General features: G+C 44.3%; 23 protein-coding genes. 10 read left to right on the plus strand and 13 right to left on the minus strand.

The features are described from left to right. Nucleotides 1–4 precede the first annotated feature (4 nt). Nucleotides 5–1345 carry a Na(+)-translocating NADH-quinone reductase subunit A gene (locus R7P69_RS19380; protein ID WP_005380264.1) on the minus strand — a complete coding sequence of 447 codons (1341 nt, stop codon included), beginning with the start codon at nt 1343–1345 and terminating at the stop codon, nt 5–7. Nucleotides 1346–1818: 473 nt separating this feature from the next. Then, nucleotides 1819–2127: a transcriptional regulator BolA gene (bolA, locus tag R7P69_RS19385; RefSeq protein WP_005380262.1), complete on the minus strand. Its 309-nt coding sequence runs from the start codon at nt 2125–2127 to the stop codon at nt 1819–1821. Nucleotides 2128–2370: 243 nt separating this feature from the next. Between bolA and R7P69_RS19390 the strand changes: the two genes are divergently transcribed. The 4 genes from R7P69_RS19390 (at nt 2371) to R7P69_RS19405 (ending at nt 6096) form a co-directional block, all read left to right on the plus strand. Next, the gene (locus R7P69_RS19390) at nt 2371–3525 is read left to right on the plus strand and encodes a methyltransferase (RefSeq protein ID WP_005380260.1); all 1155 of its coding nucleotides are present in this window, start codon (nt 2371–2373) and stop codon (nt 3523–3525) included. A gap of 32 nt (nt 3526–3557) precedes the next feature. Further along, on the plus strand, nt 3558–4127 hold the full coding sequence (locus R7P69_RS19395) for a YajG family lipoprotein (protein WP_005380259.1): 570 nt from the start codon (nt 3558–3560) through the stop codon (nt 4125–4127). After that, nucleotides 4127–4672 carry a peptidylprolyl isomerase gene (locus R7P69_RS19400; protein ID WP_005380258.1) on the plus strand — a complete coding sequence of 182 codons (546 nt, stop codon included), beginning with the start codon at nt 4127–4129 and terminating at the stop codon, nt 4670–4672. Before R7P69_RS19395 ends, R7P69_RS19400 begins: the two co-directional genes overlap by 1 nt. 71 nt (nt 4673–4743) lie before the next feature. Next, nucleotides 4744–6096 carry an AmpG family muropeptide MFS transporter gene (locus R7P69_RS19405; protein WP_005380257.1) on the plus strand — a complete coding sequence of 451 codons (1353 nt, stop codon included), beginning with the start codon at nt 4744–4746 and terminating at the stop codon, nt 6094–6096. Nucleotides 6097–6159: 63 nt separating this feature from the next. On the opposite strand, the gene R7P69_RS19410 is transcribed toward R7P69_RS19405, so the two are convergent. The 4 genes from R7P69_RS19410 to R7P69_RS19425 are packed head-to-tail and all read right to left on the minus strand — an operon-like array spanning nt 6160 to nt 9396. After that, the gene (locus tag R7P69_RS19410; protein ID WP_005380256.1) at nt 6160–6819 is read right to left on the minus strand and encodes a ChrR family anti-sigma-E factor; all 660 of its coding nucleotides are present in this window, start codon (nt 6817–6819) and stop codon (nt 6160–6162) included. Next, nucleotides 6816–7400 (minus strand): RNA polymerase sigma factor, encoded by a 585-nt coding sequence (locus R7P69_RS19415; protein WP_017636022.1) that lies wholly within the window; start codon nt 7398–7400, stop codon nt 6816–6818. Before R7P69_RS19415 ends, R7P69_RS19410 begins: the two co-directional genes overlap by 4 nt. Before the next feature lie 44 nt (nt 7401–7444). Continuing rightward, the gene (locus tag R7P69_RS19420; protein ID WP_053349832.1) at nt 7445–8803 is read right to left on the minus strand and encodes a DUF4397 domain-containing protein; all 1359 of its coding nucleotides are present in this window, start codon (nt 8801–8803) and stop codon (nt 7445–7447) included. Next, nucleotides 8800–9396, minus strand: coding sequence for an LON peptidase substrate-binding domain-containing protein (locus R7P69_RS19425; RefSeq protein ID WP_005380253.1), 597 nt, complete (start codon nt 9394–9396; stop codon nt 8800–8802). Before R7P69_RS19425 ends, R7P69_RS19420 begins: the two co-directional genes overlap by 4 nt. Before the next feature lie 323 nt (nt 9397–9719). Between R7P69_RS19425 and R7P69_RS19430 the strand changes: the two genes are divergently transcribed. From R7P69_RS19430 to csdA, 4 genes are all read left to right on the plus strand, one after another. Further along, nucleotides 9720–10517 (plus strand): outer membrane protein OmpK, encoded by a 798-nt coding sequence (locus R7P69_RS19430; protein ID WP_005385292.1) that lies wholly within the window; start codon nt 9720–9722, stop codon nt 10515–10517. Between the two features lie 108 nt (nt 10518–10625). After that, on the plus strand, nt 10626–11516 hold the full coding sequence (gene panE, locus R7P69_RS19435) for a 2-dehydropantoate 2-reductase (RefSeq protein WP_053349833.1): 891 nt from the start codon (nt 10626–10628) through the stop codon (nt 11514–11516). Further along, nucleotides 11513–12112 carry a DJ-1 family glyoxalase III gene (locus R7P69_RS19440; protein ID WP_006742560.1) on the plus strand — a complete coding sequence of 200 codons (600 nt, stop codon included), beginning with the start codon at nt 11513–11515 and terminating at the stop codon, nt 12110–12112. The genes panE and R7P69_RS19440 overlap by 4 nt, the downstream gene beginning before the upstream one ends. After that, nucleotides 12112–13323, plus strand: a complete 1212-nt coding sequence (csdA, locus tag R7P69_RS19445; protein WP_054574842.1) for a cysteine desulfurase CsdA — start codon at nt 12112–12114, stop codon at nt 13321–13323. The genes R7P69_RS19440 and csdA overlap by 1 nt, the downstream gene beginning before the upstream one ends. Before the next feature lie 33 nt (nt 13324–13356). On the opposite strand, the gene R7P69_RS19450 is transcribed toward csdA, so the two are convergent. The 5 genes from R7P69_RS19450 to R7P69_RS19470 all read right to left on the minus strand — a co-directional run bounded on the left by R7P69_RS19450 (nt 13357) and on the right by R7P69_RS19470 (nt 17776). Beyond that, the gene (locus R7P69_RS19450) at nt 13357–14277 is read right to left on the minus strand and encodes a GGDEF domain-containing protein (RefSeq protein WP_005380246.1); all 921 of its coding nucleotides are present in this window, start codon (nt 14275–14277) and stop codon (nt 13357–13359) included. Between the two features lie 309 nt (nt 14278–14586). Further along, nucleotides 14587–15015 carry a cysteine desulfurase sulfur acceptor subunit CsdE gene (gene csdE / locus R7P69_RS19455; protein ID WP_005380244.1) on the minus strand — a complete coding sequence of 143 codons (429 nt, stop codon included), beginning with the start codon at nt 15013–15015 and terminating at the stop codon, nt 14587–14589. A gap of 19 nt (nt 15016–15034) precedes the next feature. Beyond that, on the minus strand, nt 15035–15844 hold the full coding sequence (tcdA, locus tag R7P69_RS19460; protein ID WP_005380241.1) for a tRNA cyclic N6-threonylcarbamoyladenosine(37) synthase TcdA: 810 nt from the start codon (nt 15842–15844) through the stop codon (nt 15035–15037). A gap of 99 nt (nt 15845–15943) precedes the next feature. Then, nucleotides 15944–17047 carry a murein transglycosylase A gene (gene mltA, locus R7P69_RS19465; protein WP_005380239.1) on the minus strand — a complete coding sequence of 368 codons (1104 nt, stop codon included), beginning with the start codon at nt 17045–17047 and terminating at the stop codon, nt 15944–15946. Nucleotides 17048–17320: 273 nt separating this feature from the next. Next, nucleotides 17321–17776, minus strand: a complete 456-nt coding sequence (locus R7P69_RS19470) for a DUF2850 domain-containing protein (protein ID WP_005380234.1) — start codon at nt 17774–17776, stop codon at nt 17321–17323. Between the two features lie 162 nt (nt 17777–17938). On the opposite strand from R7P69_RS19470, the gene argA reads away from it, so the two are divergent. Beyond that, on the plus strand, nt 17939–19276 hold the full coding sequence (gene argA / locus R7P69_RS19475) for an amino-acid N-acetyltransferase (protein ID WP_005380232.1): 1338 nt from the start codon (nt 17939–17941) through the stop codon (nt 19274–19276). A gap of 418 nt (nt 19277–19694) precedes the next feature. Next, nucleotides 19695–19883, plus strand: a complete 189-nt coding sequence (locus R7P69_RS19480) for a hypothetical protein (RefSeq protein WP_005380230.1) — start codon at nt 19695–19697, stop codon at nt 19881–19883. A gap of 48 nt (nt 19884–19931) precedes the next feature. Here R7P69_RS19480 and R7P69_RS19485 read toward each other — a convergent pair whose 3' ends face one another. Both R7P69_RS19485 and R7P69_RS19490 read right to left on the minus strand, forming a co-directional pair. Beyond that, nucleotides 19932–20303 (minus strand): hypothetical protein, encoded by a 372-nt coding sequence (locus tag R7P69_RS19485; RefSeq protein ID WP_031780957.1) that lies wholly within the window; start codon nt 20301–20303, stop codon nt 19932–19934. Further along, on the minus strand, nt 20291–21301 hold the full coding sequence (locus tag R7P69_RS19490; RefSeq protein ID WP_054574840.1) for a LysM peptidoglycan-binding domain-containing protein: 1011 nt from the start codon (nt 21299–21301) through the stop codon (nt 20291–20293). The genes R7P69_RS19485 and R7P69_RS19490 overlap by 13 nt, the downstream gene beginning before the upstream one ends. Nucleotides 21302–21348 lie beyond the last annotated feature (47 nt).

Consider the following 21348-nt stretch of genomic DNA (forward strand, 5'->3'; position numbering starts at 1 on the left):
AAAATTACCCTTCCTTCTCGATAGTATCTAGGCATTCACGAAGTAACGTACCGTACTCGTACTTACCTGGACATACAAAGGTACACAATGCTAGATCTTCTTCATCCAGTTCAAGCGCACCCAGTGCTTGAGCACTGTCTGTGTCGCCGGCACATAGATCACGAAGCAGCAAAGTAGGCTCCATATCTAGAGGCATTACGCGTTCGTAGTTGCCAATTGGAACCATTGAACGATCACTACCATTAGTCGTCGTTGTCATATTGAACAACTGACCTTTGAATACGTGACCAAGGAAAGAGCGAGTTACCGAGAACTTATTCTTACCAGGCATTGCCCAGCCAAATAGTTCTTTTTCACGGCCTTCACGTAATACAGAAACCTGTTGATGGTAACGGCCAAGGTATGCGTGTGGACCAGTTGCATGTGTACCTGTTAGTACTGAACCAGAGATCACACGAACTTCGCCAGGCATCAGCTCGTTATCTGTTAGGTCATCTAAGCTTGCACCCATTACGGTACGAACTAGACGAGGGTTATTCACAACTGGGCCAGCTAGAGACACAACACGATCTGTGCATAGCTCACCAGTTAGGAACAGCTTACCGAACGCGATAACGTCTTGGTAGTTGATGCTCCATGCCACATTCTCTGCATTTACTGGGTATAGGAAATGCATGTGGGTGCCAGCAAGACCTGCTGGGTGAGGGCCATCGAAGACGTGTTCTTCTACGTTAGACTGTGAAGAGCGTGGCAAGCTAGTGCCAGATTTACATACGTAAACCTTGCCTTCTGTCAGGGCTGAAAGAATGTCTAGACCAGCAATGAATGCTTCTTGTTGCTCATTAATGATCAACTCAGGCTTAGCTGCTAGTGGATTAGTATCCATTGCAGTTACGAAAATAGCCTTAGTAGAAGACTCGATTGCAGGAACCTTGCTAAACGGACGAGTACGTAAAGCGGTCCATAAGCCAGAGTCAACCAACTGAGTCTTGATCACTTCACGATCTAGACCTGAAAGTTGAGCGGCTTCGAACTTATCAAATGTCACCTGCTCTTCACCTGCCACTTCAATCACTACAGATTGAAGGACACGTTTAGCGCCACGGTTAACTTCGATCACTTTACCGGCTGCTGGTGCAGTAAATTTCACGCCTGGGTTCTTTTTATCTTCAAAAAGAACTTGCGCTTTTTTCACTTCATCACCAACGCGGACATGCATGGTAGGTCGCATGCCAACGTACTCTTCGCCAAGCAAGGCGACTTTTTTGATGGTCTTACCATCATTAATCACCTGGGATGGAGTTCCTGCGATAGGAAGATCCAAGCCCTTCTTTATTGTAATCATACGCACTTGCACTACTTTTATCGGGAAAAAGATTCTTTTGATTGCGTAACTTTTAGACACGACATCAGTGTCCGGTTTTGATGTTGTTTTAAACATCAAAATCGCAACATCCTATTAAAAATCTCGTCACAAGGAATACGCGAGATTTATCAGGTGCCGTAGTCTAGCATTTTTTAGGAACTTGATGCCATGATCAATCATTAGAATAGAGGGGTTATTTCGGTAGAATCAGGTCTAAAAGGTCAAAGAATAGTCATAACTTTGACCCATCGCACAAATGCCATATTCCATACATATCTTATGGAAAAGTGATATTCATCGCCTGAAATATTCTGCAATTTCCATTCATTTGTTGAAACACTGTTAACACATTTTTTAACCAGAATTTGTGCCACGTTAACGTCCCTAAAGAATGTAAAACGAAAAAAGATGGCCTTAAGCCACCTTTCTCTGCACCTTTATATCTTGCGTTTTTAGTGACCACCACCCATACACATCGGGCTATCAGGGGCGCCATCTTGTTCACGCTTCCACTCTTCATCAGTATATGTATGAATAGCTAATGCATGAATGTGGTTGTCCAGTTCATCTGCCAAAATTTGATGAACTTGACGATGGCGCCCAATCAAACGCTGTCCCGCGAACGAATCACTCACAACAATCACTTTGAAATGACTCTCTGAGCCTGGTGGCACATTATGCATGTAGCTCTCATTAATGACTTTGAGATAGCTGGGTTGCAGCTCACTGTGTAGTTTCTTCTCTATGATTTCTTGGATCATATTCGTTCCTCATTGATGCGAATTCCATAAGTATATACCTAAGTAAAGCAGACATGCATCACTCAAACGTCACTCTCATTATTGACGCACTTTGTAGACATATTGTCTCAAGGCGCTTGACTCCACGAACATGTCTAAAGAGCAGCCATCACTGAACTCGTAAAATTTGACAGCTTTTTGTATCTCGACACGTCATCATTTGCGACAATAACACTTAATTTCTAAATCAACTTACATTTAGCTATGAAAACCGAACTGAACCTTCACGAGCGAAGCTTAACACTTCATCGTTTCCCAAAACGTAGTAACGAAACGCTACAAGCGTGGGATGCCGGTGATGAGTATCTTATTAATCATGTTGAAGAGCTTGCTTTGCCAGACAATCAAAACATCCTCGTGATTAATGACAGCTTTGGTGCCCTCTCCTGCTGGTTTTCGGAAAAGCACCATGTAACGCTAATGAGTGATTCATTCATCTCACATAAAGGTGCACAGCAAAATCTCGAGCAAAACCAGTGCAATAAAGTAGCGTTTGCCACCACGATGGACCTCGTTCCTGCCAATATTGATCTCGTCTTGCTGCAACTGCCCAAAAGTAACCGCCATCTAGTGTGGATACTAAGCCAATTAAGAAAGGCGCTACCGGCTTCCTGCCCCGTCATTGCAGTCAATAAAGCGAAAGACATTCATACTTCGACGCTAAAACTGTTTGAAAAATACTTAGGCGAAACAAAAACATCTTTGGCCTGGAAAAAGCACAGATTGGTGTTTTCTCAAGCAACAGTTGAGCCTACGATTGAAGTAATGCCTTTCACGACTTGGCGCGTTGATGGCGAAGATATCGAACTCAAGAACATGCCAAATGTCTATTCAGGAGAAAGTTTAGATTTAGGTGCACGCTTTATGCTGCAGCACCTGCCTCAAGACCCTTCAATAGACAATGTCATCGACCTCGGCTGCGGCAATGGTGTTCTGTCTGTTAAATTTGGTCAGTTGAATCCAAATGCTCGGCTAACATGTGTTGATGAAAGCTTTATGGCGCTTGAGTCGGCAAAACAGAACCTACGCGACAACCTTGGTGAAAATAGAGACATACAGTGCATAGCGAACAATTGCTTGGACGGTTTTAAACACAGCAGCAGCTCTATGGTTATGTGTAATCCACCGTTTCATCAACAACAGGCAATCACCGATCATATTGCTTGGCAAATGTTCTGCGATGCTAAACAAGTATTAAGTGAAAATGGCCGTTTACTGGTTATCGGAAATCGTCACCTCGGGTACGACGCAAAACTCAAACGTCTGTTTGGCGATAAAAATGTGAAACTTATCGCTTCCAACAATAAGTTTGTGATTTTACAGGCTACAAAAAATCCTGCTAAATTAAGCGCAAAATAAGCTTTAGCAAAATAGTTAAAAGGAATAATAAAATGAGAAAATTGGTACTTGCGGCTTCGGTTGCGTTGCTTGCTGCGTGTTCAGCCCCTCAACAACCTCAGCTGAACCTGATGCCAGAAAGCACATTGAGCACCAATCCAATTGTTCAAGGCAAGACTTACAGTTTGACCAGCAAAGATGTACGTGCAGCGCAGTACGTGGCGTTGGTGGATAACGGCCGTTCGAACATTCTTCCTCTTCATGCTAAACAGAATTTACGTATTGCGTTAGAAGAAGCATTAGAGAAGCAATTCTCATCTCAAGGTTTCCATGCGGATCTAAACAGCAACAACGCGATTGAATTGAGCGTTCAAGAAGCGTTGGTCAACGTGAAGCATTCGGTGATGGAAAATGAGATGGATGCTAAAGTTGTGCTGGAAATCACAGCAGAGACACCTGAGGGCAAGCTAGTCAAAACTTATACAGGTACAGCAAAGCGATCTGGCACATTGAGTGCTTCTGATGCCGATATTGAAGAGACATTGAATGATGTGGTGACATTGACGCTTAAAGAGATTGCCAATGACCCTGAGCTTCGTCAATACATGCAGGAGCGTTTCTAATGTTACGCAAAGCGATTCTGTCCTTAGCACTACTCAGCTGCAGCGTTTGGGCTGGACCAAAAGTAGCGTTTGAAACGACACTTGGTTCATTTACGGTTGAGTTAAACGAAGAGAAAGCACCTATCACTGTCGCTAATTTTCTAAAATATGTAGAAGATGGGAGCTACGAGGGTACTATTTTTCATCGTATTATCCCAGGCTTCATGGCACAAGGTGGCGGCTTTAACCAAGATATGCAGATGGTGAAAACATACGCGCCAATCAAAAACGAAGGAAATAATGGTCTAAACAATGACCGTGCTACCATCGCCATGGCACGAACCAATGCACCAAACTCTGCAACTCGTCAGTTTTTCGTCAACTTAGTCGACAATGACTTTCTCAACTATGGCGCTCGACCACCAGGTTATGCTGTATTTGGTGAGGTTACTGAGGGGTTCGACGTTATCCAGAAAATGGCTCAGCAGCCGACCACGACGGTAGGCCGAATGCGTGATGTACCAGAGACGCAAATCGTCATCACCAAAGCTACACTACTTAAATAGCCAAAACGATAAGCCCTTTGAATAATCGAAGGGCTTTCTCTTTCAACGGCTTCATTTTATTGGATTGATTTATGTCTTCATTACCTTCCATCACTTGGTTGGAAACGGTAAAAAGTTACCTCGATAAACGACTCATGTGGGTTTTCATGCTGGGCTGCTCTAGCGGCTTTCCGTGGGTTCTTATCGGTTCAAACATGTCAGGTTGGCTAAAAGATGCCGGCTTGACCCTCTCCGCAATTGGCTATTTTGGTAGCGTTTTTGCGGTCTATGCGATCAACTTTCTGTGGGCACCTCTGGTTGACCGCGTGAAGCTGCCAGTCCTCTTTAGACTGCTGGGGCAAAGACGTAGCTGGATTTTCTTTTGTCAAAGTATCGTACTCGTCGCTACCCTATTTATTGCCGGTGTTAATCCAGCGGAAAACTTGGTGTTTGCGTCACTACTCGCCTTGTGTATTGCAACGGCTTCAGCGACACAAGACATCGCAATTGATGCTTTTCGTATTGATACTTTCCCAAAGTCAGAAGAGTCTAAACTGCCTCAAGCTTCTGCAATGGCGGTCATTGGCTGGTGGACAGGTTATTCACTACCGGGTTATTTAGCGTTTGTTAATGCTGACAGTGTCGGTTGGAATGGTGTGTATTACGGGATGGCGGTGATAGTCGGCATTCTAATGGTCTTTACGATTTTAGTCGGTGAACCTAAGACTCAACGCGAACAACTTCAGTCTGCCGCTGAACAACGCCACAAAGAAGTGGTTGGTTCGAAAGTCGTAGCTTGGTTTACCGTGACTGTTGTGGAACCTTTCCTTGATTTCTTTAATCGCAATGGTGTCCGTGTCGCGATTACTCTGTTGCTGTTCGTTTTCCTATTTAAAATTGGCGAAGCGTTTTTGGGCAGGATGTCGATCGCGTTCTACAAAGATATTGGTTTTAGCAATGAACAAATTGGCTATTACTCCAAACTGATTGGTTGGGGAGCCACCATCTTCTTTACTTTTGTCGGAAGCATGTTCAACGTTAGGTTTGGTATTGTACGTGGATTAATGATCGGTGGTATTGCTATGTCTGCCAGTAACTTGATGTTTGCTTGGATTGCTTCGGTAGGCCCAAACGAGCACTTGTACTTAGCCACGATTATTGTCGATAACTTTACGACTGCTTTCTCAACTGTCGCTTTTGTTTCATTTTTGACGATTCTAACCGGACAAGCATTTTCGGCAACTCAGTATGCGTTGCTTGCTTCTCTAGGAAACTTCGGACGGACGACTCTTGCTTCTTTCAGTGGCGAGCTAGTGGATTATCTTAATGATTGGAGCACATTCTTCGTGCTTACCGCTGTCATGGTCGTGCCAAGCTTGATTATGTTGTACTCGCTACGACATTACTTTGATGCTCTATTGGAAAAAGCACGTCACAAACATTAACGAAACATATAAAAAACCACCGAATTCGGTGGTTTTTGTTTTGCGAGATATAAGATAAGAGGTCTATGGGTATAACCCTTTACCAAACATATTAAATATACGTGCCACGCCTTGAGTAAAGATCATCGGCTCAGTCAATACGGTTAAACACAAGCAGTCTTCTCCGGCCTTAGTGTAAGGGCTGTGCTTCACTGATGCGTCTCTAATCATCAAATCGCCTTCTTCATATTGGCCATCCTCGTCACTAAATCCACCATGTAGGATCAATGTAGACTCCAGGCCTTTGTGCGTATGTTGAGGAATTTGCACATCTTCCCCGATGTACATTAAGCTGACACGAGCGTCTTCCCCTAGGTCAATCTGAGCACTGAAAACCTTGCCTCCGTAACTTCTCCATGACCCTACGAGGTCAGAGAAACGCGCTAGAGTTTTAGGAAGAGCGAAACTTTTTCCTGCCACATTAACAGCAGCAGAGTCGCGGATCACGATATTATCAGTCGCTGGCTCCGCATTGATGATGTCATTAAACATGTCGTCAAATTCAGAAACATACTCAGAAGGTATGTCACTTACGATGTTCGCTTGACTTGCTTCGACTTGGTTCACATAAGCTCGGCACTTGGTGCATGTTTCTAAATGGGTTGCGACCACAAGACCAGAAACTGCATCAATGCTTCCCGAAGCGTATGCTTCTAACAAGCTGTTATCTGGGTGTTTGTTCATAGTTGCTCCGTATGCATTGAATGCCTTAGCTTTTCTACTGCAAGCCTCAGCCTGGATTTTACGGTACCGAGGGGTATATCAAATAATTCCGCGACCTGTTGATGAGGTAACTCTTCAAGATATACCGCTTGTAAAACATCTCTCTGGTTTTTCGGTAATATATCTAAAAACTTAACCACCTGTTCTTTCAACATATCTTGTTCTGGTGAATAGTGATCAACAAGATCAGGTGGATAATACTCTGACGGCCAAATGTCATCAGAATGAATGTGTAATTCCTTACCTTTCTGTTTTCTCAGCAGATCAAAACAAAGGTTTCGGATTATGGTATATATCCAAGTCGATAACGCGCTCTTTTCACCATCATAGAGGTGCGCTTTCTGCCAAACTGTCGCCATGGTCTCTTGCACCATCTCCATAGCAACTTGCTCATTACCAACATGTTTGTAAGCGAATTGCTTCAGCTTGGGTGCGTAAAAACGGAATACAAAAGCGAACGCATCTTTGTCTCGATCCTTCACTTTATCCATGTAATCGTTCCAATCACTGCGCCCCAGTTTTTTCGGGCTATCACTCATCATAATCGGCCTTAATTTGTGGGAGGAGTTTCCTCCTCCCATTCGTCCTAATCGGTCACGTCATCGACCAACAAGTTGAAACCACCGTTGTTCCCATCATCAATGGCAACGACTTGGTACACAACACCGTTCATTACATTGACTGGTGCTGAGTCAACCGCAACAATACTTGGGTTACCAGCCACTGTTACCGTTACATAATATGTACCTTCAGCGACATATAATCCTTGTACGCTATTTTTATACGCAAAATTAGCGATGGTTGGATCACTTCCATCTATTCCTGCACTCGTAGTGAGGTAAATATCCACCATTTCCGCTATAGGATTAGCCGCCGCGTGTGTCACATTCAGCGTCGCGCTAGTTGCCACTGCACGTCTCATGTCTTCAACAACCAGAGGTTCGATATCAATCGCTGGGCTAACAACACCGACTGCGTAAACACTGTAATCCTTTCCGCCCGCAACCATTAATCCGTCAACATCGATAATAGGATTGGTTGTTGTGCCATCCACGTAAACGTCAATATCGTAAGCGCCAGCAGCAAGATCCAAATAACCACGAATCTCTTTGAACGCTAAGTCGGCAAGAGGAGCGAAGGCCGCCCCGTTAACGTTAACATCGACGACTGGCGCTCCATCGACAAGGTGTCCGACTCTTACTTCAGCTTGGCTGCCCATATCTTCAATTATAGAAGAGCCCGAACCGTCCAACACCAAGAGTTTGACAGGTGACGTGCTATTCGAGTCTCCTGTGCCGATAGCGGCAATCGTCAAGTTGGAATTAGCCGCAAGAGGTACTGTACCGGAGTCAAAAGCAACGCTGTCTCCTACGGCAAGTCGAACTTGATACTCACCAGCTGGGATGTTCAATACGTCGGTAGAAGCTTTGTAAGCAAGGTTAGTTATTGGAGTCGCGCTAGCAAGAGCAACACCTGGCTCAGTGACATAAAGATCAACAGCAGGAACGCCTGAAGCTGCATGAACAACTTGAACATCTAGACTATTGGCATCAGCCATTGAATCGGCGCTGCGAGTCACAACTAAAGGCTCAACTGGGTTTGGCGAACCATCGGCATCGCCAACAACGAACACGTTATAATTGAGGTCGGAATCAAGATCTAGTTCTGTTTTAGGTATTACGGTCGCGGTTTCATTACCTGGGAGCTGAACATCGACCTGAATCGAATTCATCCCCTCTCGCAATTTAACGTAGCCAGATCCCACACCATAATCAACATTCGTTAATGATGGTTTATCGTTGATCCACACATTTGCAAGCGGCGCATCAGAAGACGCGTGCACTGCTTGTAAATTGGAATACTCGATAGTGTCACTGTCGGAGCCACACGCCGCCAGTCCTAATGCCGCCACCATAGTTAGCGCAGCTCTGCCAAATCCTTTCATATCCTTGCCTCTTTGTTAGTCGGGGCTTCTATGGCTTCTGTCAGAAATTGCAACGCAGGAATGCAGTTCTCTGCGCCAACGAGCTGTTCGAACAGATTGCAGTCTAAAGGAAGTAATTCAAGCCAGCGCTGGGTCACCCAAGCTGAGTCATCGTAAAAACGATGCTGGTAGAGGTTTCCAAGTTGAGGAAACTCTTCATAAACATGGGATAACTGCTGGCTTAAATAGAAGAAATCTGGTGAGTTGTCTGGATGTTGCCAATTGTCTAACCATTCGACCTCTGCATGGCGTAAGCCGTCCGCATCTGCACGAACTCGTTTGACAACAAAGCGTTTCTCACCAGCGACTGTAATACCAAGAAGACCATCACTGAGTGTTTCAAAATCAACGATCCTGACCAAAGTTCCGATAGATGAAACGTTACCCACGTCTTTAGGGTCACCTTCACTTCCTACTAGGCAAACTCCAAAACCCACATTTTGTAGGCTGCATTCCTTTACCATTCGCTTATATCGTGGCTCAAAAATGCGCAGATTCATTTTACCTTCAGGGAGTACAACTGAAGTGAGTGGGAATAACATGACTTCTTTCATTCAAACGTCCTCTTTGATTCACGGATACATACGAATCCCTTATCACTCCGATCACTAACGATTTATGTTGGTTAATCGACTGGCTTAAAAAGTCATAAAATCGCTCACGCAAACGATCCAAATCACATATTTATTGCAATAAAATGCAACAAACAAAAAGTTCCGTAAATAAAGATAATTTCGTGATGCAACTCACCAAAAACGTTTCATTTTGCACCCTTTATCACTTTCATTTGGGATTTTTATCGCTATTATTCCCGCCAATTGGAAAGCGCAGCACAGATTGCGTGTTCTGAATCATTACAAACATAGAGAGTCCCCTTATGCGTAAATCACTTTTAGCTCTTAGCCTTCTAGCGGCTACTTCAGCTCCAGTTATGGCGGCAGATTACTCTGACGGCGATATTCACAAAAACGATTACAAGTGGATGCAATTTAACCTAATGGGTGCATTTGACGAGCTTCCAGGTGAGTCTTCACACGACTACCTAGAAATGGAATTCGGCGGCCGCTCTGGTATCTTCGACCTTTACGGCTACGTTGATGTATTCAACCTAACTTCTGATCCAGGTAGCGACAAAGCTGGCGCAGAGAAGATCTTTATGAAATTCGCTCCACGTATGTCTCTAGATGCGGTAACTGGTAAAGACCTATCTTTCGGTCCAGTTCAAGAGCTATACGTTGCAACTCTAATCGAGTGGGGTGGTAACTCTGGTGTTAACTCTCAAAAAATCGGTCTAGGTTCTGACGTAATGGTTCCTTGGTTTGGTAAAGTTGGTGTTAACCTATACGGCACTTACGACGGCAACAAAAAGGATTGGAACGGTTTCCAAATCTCGACTAACTGGTTCAAACCATTCTACTTCTTCGAGAACGGTTCATTCATTTCTTACCAAGGCTACATCGATTACCAATTCGGTATGGATGATGATGCTGGTAACAAGTTTGGTTCAACCGCGTCAAACGGTGGTGCAATGTTCAACGGTATCTACTGGCACTCAGACCGCTTCGCAGTGGGTTACGGTCTAAAAGGTTACAAAGACGTGTACGGTATCAAAGATACTGATGGGTTCAAGTCAACTGGCTTTGGCCACTACCTTGCTGTAACTTACAAGTTCTAATTGAACCACTAAGTTTGCTCAAAAATGGCGCCTTTCGGCGCCATTTTTATTTGCTTTCCTTTTTTCCCTCATTATCCTTGCAGCAAACCTTTTTAATGAGAGCGTTTGGTGAATATCCTTATCCTCGGTCCAGGTGCGGTGGGCTCACTCTGGGCAACAAAATTTAAGCTTGCCGGGCACAATGTTTCATTGTGGGGAAGAAGTTCTGAAAGCCAACAATCACTTCAGTTGGATGACACACCCGCAATCGTATTCAGTAATCAAGATATTTCCTCCGTAAATAAAGCAGATCTCATTTTGATCACGGTAAAAGCTTGGCAAATGGAAGACGCCATTCAGCCTTTACTGCCTCATATCAACGCAGACACGATTATCATGCTGATGCACAATGGTATGGGTACCGCCTCTGGCGTGGAGAAGGCTCTGCCAAACAATCCTATCGTGCTCGCCACAACGACGCACGGCGCATACAAACCAGATAACCAACACGTACTGCATACCGGTCACGGAACAACGCAAGTGGGTGGTTATAATGACAAAGGAATGCAGTGCGCTTTTCTGCAAGATGTTATGCATCATGCCCTTCCAGAGGCCATTTGGAATCCACACATCCAATCTGCGTTATGGACTAAGTTAGCGATCAACTGCGCGATTAACCCACTGACTGCGATTCACCAGTGTAAGAATGGTGAGCTTGCGCAGCCCGAGTTTAAGATACAACTCGAAAGCATCACTCAAGAACTGGTTGAAGTAATGAGTAAAGAAGGTATTGCTATCGAGTTTCGCTCTCTTTTCGATACGGTAATGCAAGTGGTGAACGCCACAGCTGAGAACTATTCTTCAATGAGACAAGACGTATTCCATCAGCGTCGAACGGAAATTGATTTTATAACCGGACACTTGTTAAAGGCTGCCGAGAAACATCGCATCAATACGCCTGAGAATTTAAAACTTTACCAACGCATCAAACAAATAGAACAAAGCTGGACAGAACAATGAGTAAGAAAATCTTAGTGCCAATCGCTCCGGGCACCGAAGAAATGGAAGCCGTCACCGTTATCGACATGATGGTTCGCGCGGGTTATGACGTTACAGTAGCGAGTGCTGCTTTTGATGGCTCATTGACGATGAAAGCTTCTCGCGGAGTCACACTAACTGCCGATTGTAAGCTAGTCGATATCGCTGATGATGAGTTTGACGCCATAGCGCTTTCTGGTGGTGTTGGTGGTGCAGAAATTTTTCGTGATAGCACGGTGATGATAGAAATCCTTAAGCAGCACATCTACGAGGGAAAATTGGTCGCTGCTATCTGCGCAGCACCGGCGTTGGTATTGCAACACCATGATCTTTTCCCACAATCACTGATGACCTGTCACCCGAGCTTTCAGTCACATATCCCGGAAGAGAAGTGGCGCAGCAAACGCGTGACCTTTGATATCAACCACAACCTGATCACCAGTCAAGGTCCGGGTACAGCTTTAGAGTTCGCGATGGAAGTAATCATTCAACTCTCAGGTAAAAAACACGCATGGTCAGTTGCTGAACCAATGATCCCTCTGCCTACTCTGCACTACCACAAGCTTGGTGAAGAATAATGTTTGACGTAAATGCTGTACGCGAGCAATTTCCTGCTCTAAACCAATCCGTCAACGATACGCCCTTAGTGTATCTAGATAGCGCAGCGACAACGCAAAAACCGCAATGTGTGATTAATGTCATCAGTCATTACTACAGTGCGCAAAATGCCAATGTTCACCGTGGCAGCCATAGTTTAACGGCTAATGCCACCAGCCAATTTGAAGCGGCACGAGAACGAGTGGCAAGCTTTATTGGTGCAAACAGCTCTAAAGAGATCATTTGGACACGGGGCGCAACCGAAGCACTGAACTTAATTGCTCAAACCTACGCCCGTAGCACGTTACAACCAGGTGATGAGATCTTGATTAGCGAGATGGAGCACCACGCCAACATCGTGCCCTGGCAAATCGTGGCAGAGCAAACGGGTGCTAAAGTCATTAAAGTTCCGATGACATCAGATTGCCAGTTCGACATCAGTGCATTTGAGGCGCTTCTGTCTGACCGCTGTAAACTTGTTGCTTGCGCACAAATAACCAACGTAACAGGCACACGCCAACCTATCGAAAAAATCACTGAACTGGCGCACAACGTTGGCGCGGTTGTTGTAGTTGATGGCGCGCAAGGCATCGTACATGAGCAACTTGATTTATCGACATCAGATATCGATTTCTACGTTTTCTCAGGTCACAAACTTTATGCACCAGCAGGCATTGGGGTTTTATACGGCAAGCTTGAACTTTTGGAAGCCATGCCACCATGGCACGGCGGCGGTAAAATGGTTGAACGCGTTTCTTTCGAAAAAACGACGTTTTCTGCACTTCCTGGAAAATTTGAAGCGGGCACACCAAACGTTGCGGGCGCGATTGCTCTAGCGAAAGCCATTGAGTGGTACCAAGGTTTTGACCATCACGAAGTAGAGACTCATCTCCATGCGCTTCAGGATAAGGCCTACCAAGCACTAAGCGCTTTGGATGACATTCATATTCTAGGCTATCAACCGAATGCCTCTGTACTGACGTTCGTCATGGACGGCGTTCATCACCAAGATATTGCGACGCTGCTCGATCAACAAGGCATTGCGGTACGAGCAGGACACCACTGCGCTCACCCATTGATGGATGCGCTAAATGTGAAAGGCACGGTACGCGTCTCTTTTGGTATTTATAACACGACGAACGATGTGGAAAGACTCATCGCCGCCGTAGAAAAAGCCGTCGACATGCTATAACGCCAACGGTTTGATTTGGAGTAACCAACAAGGTTACTCCATCTGCCTATCCAGAGTCGCCACGCAATTTCTGCCATTTCTTTTCGCAGCATAAAGCGCTTTATCTGCATGCGCATACAAACGTTTGGTGGTTTCATTTCTGCCTATTTCCACCACGCCTACACTCACCGTGACCGGAATTTCAATCTTTTCAAATTCGAACTGACAATTTTGAATGTGGGAACGTACTTCCTCTCCTACCTCTTTCGCCGCCGACAGAGAAGTTTCTGGCAAAATAATCGCAAACTCCTCCCCTCCGACTCTTGCGAAAATTTCATCTTTGACGAGTAAGTGAGAAACCAAATCAGCTAACGTCTCTAAGACATAATCTCCCGCATCATGACCACGTTTATCATTAATGACTTTAAAAAAGTCCAAATCAAACAATAACAACGCGGAGTGATAGTTCGGCTCTTGAGCTTTAATGACCTCTTCTGTGAGCTTTTCGAAAAAAACACGTCGGTTGTAGATATTGGTGAGAGCATCTATTTGGCTTTGATGGCGAAGAAGGGTTTCAACTCGGTGGCGATTGGAGATGTTGCGTGTAAGAATAAGGACAACGCGACGACCCCGGTATTTTATAGCGAGTGGGCAGATCTTGCCTTCGTAGTATAGGTCGCCTCTTGGCCCACTGTTAGCATCTATTCCCTGAATGCTGTCGGCGCACATCTTGTACTCGATCGTCACAATACTGTCTTGTTTCAGTGACCGATTTATCTGTTCGATAAACCAGTCAGCTTTATCTTTCTCGAGTACGCTGTGCAGCGTCTCACCTATCAAATTACTTCCATCGTGATAGGCTTTTTTATCTGTTCCTCCAAAAACATCAATATAGATACCATCTTCACTCAGAATAAAAGTGGGGTCTGGCATTCCGGATAACACGTCTTGCGCATGTTCCAAGGTGAATTGCATATAGGGAGGTTCCTAGCATTTGTATCTAAGTAACCCAATCGCTTCCAAGTGTGTTTCCACATTGGGGAATAGGAGCGAATGGGGCATATGTCTATTATCTAATATAGACAAATTTTAAATACAATTGAGTTTATAAAAACCAAGTGGGCAATATAATGAACCAGGATCAATAGAATGGTTAATTAACGCTAAAATAGTCGACCATTTGCATACTTTTTATCCATATGCAAAAAATATCTCAACTCAGATACAAAAAACGCCAAACAGTTAGGCTATTCGGCGTTTTTTAAGAGTTGGGAAAATGACTCGTTACACGGCGATTTGCTTAATCTGCTCTACAATAGCTTTCAAGCCATTACCACGTGACGGGCTTAAATGGGAGACAAGCCCCAGCTGATCAAAATAAGCATCAATATCAAATGCTTGAATTTGATCGGCCGTTTTACCGTCATAAGCTGCCATTACCAAGGCAATCAATCCACGGACGATACGCGCATCGGAGTCCGCACAAAAATGCCAAACGCCATCTTGCTCTTTGCTCACTAACCACACCAAGCTTTCACAACCCGAAACGGTAACTTGTTCTGATTTCAGCTCTTCTGGCATTTGTGGCAGCTTTTTACCCCACTGAATAACCTGACGGTAGCGATCTTCCCAGCCTTGAAATTGCTGCATAGTCGCTACAATGTCTTCGCTGGTGATATCTGTACCAAATGGAGAAACGGGAAAATCTGTCATGATGCGCTCTTCTTCTAGTTTACTTCTTATATTTTGAAATCAACTTCTCAACGATTCGCGATACCGCGACAAAGCCAAACGTTGCAGTTACAACAGTCGCCGCACCAAAACCGCTAGCACAATCCATACGTTTTGGGCCTTCCGCTGTCGACTTCACACCACACACTGAACCGTCTGCTTGAGGATACTTCAGCTGCTCGGTTGAAAACACGCAATCAATACCAAACTTACGAGCCGGATTCTTAGGGAAGTTATGATGACGACGCAAGGTGTCTTTGATTTTCTTCGCTAGAGGATCTTGGATCGTTTTCGTTAAGTCAGCGACCATGATCTGCGTTGGGTCAACCTGACCACCAGCGCCCCCCGTGGTGATCACTTTGATCTTGTTGCTGCGGCAATACGCCAACAAAGACGCCTTCGCTTTTACGCTGTCAATCGCATCTAGCACGTAATCAAACTCTTTGCTTAAGTACTCATGTTGATTGTCTGGCGTGATGAAATCATCAATCAGATTGACTTTACACTCTGGGTTGATCAATTTGACACGCTCGGCCATCACTTCAATTTTGCTTTGGCCAACGGTGCCCGTCATCGCATGAATTTGGCGGTTAATATTCGTGACACAAACATCATCCATATCAATCAGAGTCAACTCACCGATCCCAGTACGGGCCAGCGCTTCGACCGCCCATGAACCCACGCCACCAATACCAATAACACAAACGTGTGCAGCGCGAAGAATGTCCACTTCACTGTTGCCATAAAGACGACGAGTGCCGCCAAAGCGTTGATTGTAGCTGTCAGATGCTGGGGTATCGAGTTCACGCATATTGAAGTCCAGATGATCGATAGAAAAACAAAGAGTGCGATTTATACGCACTCTTTGATGAAATGTCTAGATAAGAGGCGGTTCCTCTTTCTTGGATGGCTATTGTAGCTTTTCTGGCGGCAAAGCCCAAGGCGCTTGAGTTGGTGAGTTTTCCAGCCCAAGTTTCCAAACTCGACCAAAATGCTTGTAGTGCCCTGCTTCCGTTCCTGCTCTCGCACCAATGCCATGATACAGATCCAAATGGTTCTGTTTTACAGCACCACCAGTGTCTAAAACGATCAGCATTCGCAGTTGATGCGCACCACTCCACGTACCATCGGCATTCAGCAGTGGCACTTCCGCCAAGATTGGAGTCCCCATTGGTAAGATAGAACGGTCACCCGCGACCGCGGCCATTGGCAACAAAGGAATACCAGCCGATCCCGTTACTGGCGCTTCCACTTTTGGCGCAAAGAAGACGTAAGAAGGGTTTTGCTCCAACAACTCGCGTACTGTTGCGTCGTCGTTGTCCATTACCCATTCTTTAATCGCTTTGAGAGACATTTTTTCACGCGGCACTTCACCACGTTCAATCAAAATGCGGCCAATACTAACGTAAGCTTTATTATTTTTCCCTGCGTACGCGAAGTACTCCAACGTATCATCATCTTCAAAATGCACATAGCCACTGCCCTGCACTTCCATCATAAACGGGTCAATACGGTTAGGTGCATAACCTAGCACTAAACCTTGGCCATCTAATGCCCCGTTGTAGATCTCCGCGCGAGTCGGACAATCTGATGAGCAGTTTGGCTTGCCATAAACTGGGTACTTAAAAATGTCGTTTGGTGTATGACGCAGCTCCATCACGGGAGAAAAGTATCCGGTAAACAGCACATTACCTTTTTTATCACCACCACCCAATTGCGCGGCTTGAATGCCAAACGCACTCAACGCGCTGGTGTCTCCGCTTTGTTGCGCCCACTCACTTAATCGTTGATATAACGGTTGGTAAATCTTCGCCATGGATGGTGACTTTATCACCACTTGCTCTGCTTGCTTGTTAAATTCAGTAAAATCGCGTGGTTTGTTAGACTCAACTACGTCCACTTTATTGAGGATCTGAGGAAACTCACCATCAAGATATTGCTGAGCACGATCATTTTTTTGAGCACAGCCAAAGAGTAGGCTCAAAGAGATAATAGGAAGGAGTTTTTTTAACACGTGTCTTTTCCGTAAAAGAGAATAGCAAAAGGATGGCAAACAAATGCATACGGTGCAATTGAAAAGCAACGACAAAATGTTTCAACGCTAAGCCAATCCGTTTACTCGTTGTGAATTCATTCAGTTAATGCAACATGATAGCAGCGGAAGAATTACGGAATTGTCCGGATTATGTTTGAAAGTAAGATTTACTGATTGAGAGATGAAATTGTGATCATCCATGTGACTCACAGACGCAAGAGATCTCTGCTTAACAGACAAAGATAAAAACGACTATCTTACCGCAATCCTTGCACGCCCCTCTAAACGGAATACAGGTAGATAATGTGCATTGGCATCCAGCTTCATTTCTGCATGCTGCTTACCCACAAAATTGAAGTGCCGCTCATTTGAACCAACTCGATACGAAAACGAATCCCCATCGAATTCAAAACTGGTCGCCACTGTAGAACCATTTACGGTAACACCGCGCTCACTCAACACAAATTCTTCACGAGCATAAGGCGCAACATCTTGCTCAACCCAGCGACCATAAATTGTCGATTTGGGAATGGGCGGATTAATGGTTCGAGTAATCAAATCACTATACAGCATGCACACGACAACGGTTCCAACTATCGCTATAAGCATGAGAGAACGCTCTAGCCACTTACGAAGCATTGATTTAGATGACGTTTTTGACAGATTTGAAGCAGTGATCGCAGCATTCTTATTAACAGCAGAAGACATGAGGTTCACGTATTGAGGAAAGACGCCAACATTGTAACCTTCCCTCTTAACGGGACCAAGAACCTACCTCAATATGTTTGTGCTTTATTCCAAAATTTCACCTTGCCACCGAGTGAATAAAAAGGCATTATTTTAACATAATTAAACAAAGGAATGGCTGTAGTGAAAATTCGTAGTACTGCTCTCGTAAAAGGATTCCGTCAATCAACACCTTATGTCAATGCTCACCGCGGAAAAACCATGGTGATCATGCTGGGCGGAGAAGCCGTCGCACACAAAAATTTTGGCAACATTATTAATGATATCGCCCTCATGCACAGCCTCGGAATCAAAGTCGTGGTGGTGTATGGTGCACGTCCTCAAATTAATCAGCTGCTAGAAAAACAAGACCTCACTACGCCTTACCACAAAAATATCCGCATTACGGATGAATCGGCTTTATCTGTTGTTATGCAAGCTGCCGGACAACTTCAACTTGCGATTACTGCGCGCCTATCAATGAGCCTCAACAATACTCCGATGGCAGGTACCCAGCTCAATGTCGTTAGCGGAAACTACATCATTGCTCAACCACTCGGCGTTGATGATGGTGTGGACTATTGCCATAGTGGACGTATTCGCCGCATTGACACCGACGCGATTAATCGCACGCTAGACCAAGGCTCTATTGTGCTACTTGGCCCCATTGCGAGCTCCGTGACTGGCGAGTGTTTTAACTTACTTTCTGAAGAAGTCGCGACACAACTGGCGATCAAATTAGGCGCAGACAAACTGATTGGTTTCTGTTCAGAACAAGGTGTCATTGATGACAACGGCAATGCTGTCGCCGAGTTACTACCAATTGAGGCGGAGCATGTCATCAAAACGCTTTCTGAAAATACGTCTCCTGACCTAGGTTACAACACTGGGACACTGCGCTTTCTTAAAGGCTCTATTGCCGCTTGCCGTGCCGGAGTACCTCGTAGCCACTTGATCAGTTATAAAGTAGATGGCGCCTTAATTCAGGAGTTGTTCTCTTTCGACGGCATCGGAACCCAAGTTGTTATGGCGAGTGCTGAACAAGTGAGGCAAGCTAATATTGACGATATTGGCGGTATCTTAGACCTCATTCGTCCTTTAGAAGAACAAGGTGTACTCGTTAGGCGCTCTCGAGAGCAGCTAGAGCAAGAGATTGGAAAATTTACCATCATCGAAAAAGACGGCTTGATTATTGGCTGTGCCGCCCTTTATCCATACCCAGAAGAGCGCAAAGCTGAGATGGCTTGCGTAGCGATTCACCCTGACTATCGTGATGGCAACCGAGGTTTGTTACTGCTCAACTACATGAAACATCGTTCTAAATCCGAAACCATTGATCAGATTTTTGTCCTCACGACACACAGTTTGCATTGGTTCAGAGAGCAAGGTTTTTACGAAGTCAGTGTCGACTATTTGCCTGGAGCCAAACAAGGGTTATATAACTTCCAGCGTAAGTCCAAAATCTTAGCGTTAGATTTATAGCTTAACCTTAAATCAGGGAGCGAAACTTAACGTTCCACTATACCAACTAACCTCAAAGGGCAGGATTCAGTTCATTAACGCTCAACCCTGCACATCGAGCTTGTTTAGGAACGAGTTTGTTTAGGAGTAAGGCCACACATAAACCCTACTCCGGACTAGCGGGTCATCATATAAACACCAACTTAGAAATACGCAAACCATTGCTTGATTTTCGTTCCAATTTTATCTTTTAAATATACATTTGGTTGGCTATACTCTGCTCGCTAGTGATTGGTTTTTAACCAATACGAATGGATCTAGGTGATGTAATGTAGCCTTCACCCTAAAATACTGGGCAATTGAAAAACTAGTTAGCTCCGTATTGCACACCAAGGACAGTTGTTAATCTGACTTTAAATAAGCCGAGACGAGCACTGTTATGAGAACAATCATTTGTAATTCGCTTCAAAGCTTCTGGGATATGGCTGACAATCAGTTTTTAGAAGGCCTAGACGTCCACTGTGTTTTCCCCGTAAATGACGCTATCCGAGATTTTATTCTTGCTTATCAACAGCAATACAAAATACGCAGCGTGTCTTTTACCAACGCGTTTGCAAAACATGCATAAAAGAAGACCGAGCCATAAGCTCGGTCTTCTTTTACGTACGTAATCAATTCAAAACAAAATCATAGCTAACAAAGATGCAAAAATAGTGACTACGATAAAGATTAAAATAGTCCAGTACACTAGCCCAATACTTATGAACCACTTTGGGCAAACTCTACGAATATCTGTTAGCTTTCTTTTTTTGGCCAACTTAGGAAATGCAACTGCGGCAACAAGAGCTAATCCATGTATTAAGGCCCCAAAATGAAATCCAGAAACTAAAGCAAGCTCAATATCTGTATAGTGCTCACTAGTATATGCATAGTGCTTTACTTTTTGCGGCGTGATAACAATAAGCAAAATACCTACTATCAGGTACCAAAAAACTAACAAAGCACCTGCAACAAAAAATGTAATAAAAGAAACTTCTAATAACTGCAAACTTCACCGACCTTGGTCTTACCAACTAAGTCTATATTGCTATATAACTCTTTGTATTTATCAGCAACAACTTTACCAGACGCATAACTAGCACTGGCAGAGACAACCCCTAAAGCGATAGCGCCTATCCAACCAACTGGAGTAGCCATAACTACCAGAGATATAACGGCCCCGCCAGCTAAACCAACTACTGTACTTGCTGCAGTTTCCACCAATATTTCGTTTTTCTTTGCGTTAGAGTCTGCTCTAGCTATCTGATCGCAGGCAATACCAATATTAACTGCAGTTAATACAGTGCCGCCTTTAGCTGCTACTTTTGATAACTTTGCTAACCTATCTGTATTCTTCTTAAGCGCCGCAGTAGTCATAACCCCGCCGTTTCTAGATATCCTCATAGCCTCTCGAGCTTTCTTACCATTAAAGAGAAGCTTCTCAGTTGGTCCAAGATTTTTTGCTACATTCTCTAATAGTTTTTTCCTGCGATAATCATACTGCCCTTTCGAAAACGTTCCTGATTTATAATCTCTATATAAACCATCAAGCTTTTTTAGCTCTGCAACATTTCCTTTTTCACTATCTCCTAATAAAGCCCCCATGGACGCAAAAGTAGCACCGATACCTGCGCTCGCAGGCCCCCAATTATCATCAAGCCAAGAAAGAGCCCAAAATGCTTCCTTTTCGTTTTGCGACATAGATTTCATCGTTGATTCAAATTGCGCTTGATCATGATCTGAAATGGCAATTTTAGAAGAAAACTCAGATTGCTTGGTATTTGAAACGTTCAACTTTCTCAAGTAAATAGATTGACCAGATTTAATCGAATTAGGGTCTGAAATTTTAGGGTTGTCTTTTTTTATTTGAGCAAGAGCAAAATTATAGCCATCTGTTCCAAACTTAAAATGATAAAACTTCCATATAATTCTCGTAAGAGTATCACCAGGCTTAACACTATATATGTAGCTATACCTATTAACGCTGTTAAAGTAAGTTGTATTCATTTCATTCAGATCCTTATGCCCATAACTGCGTATAATGTTAACGTTTC

The organism is Vibrio sp. 661 (assembly GCF_033339315.1).
GTDB classification, from domain to species: domain Bacteria; phylum Pseudomonadota; class Gammaproteobacteria; order Enterobacterales; family Vibrionaceae; genus Vibrio; species Vibrio alginolyticus.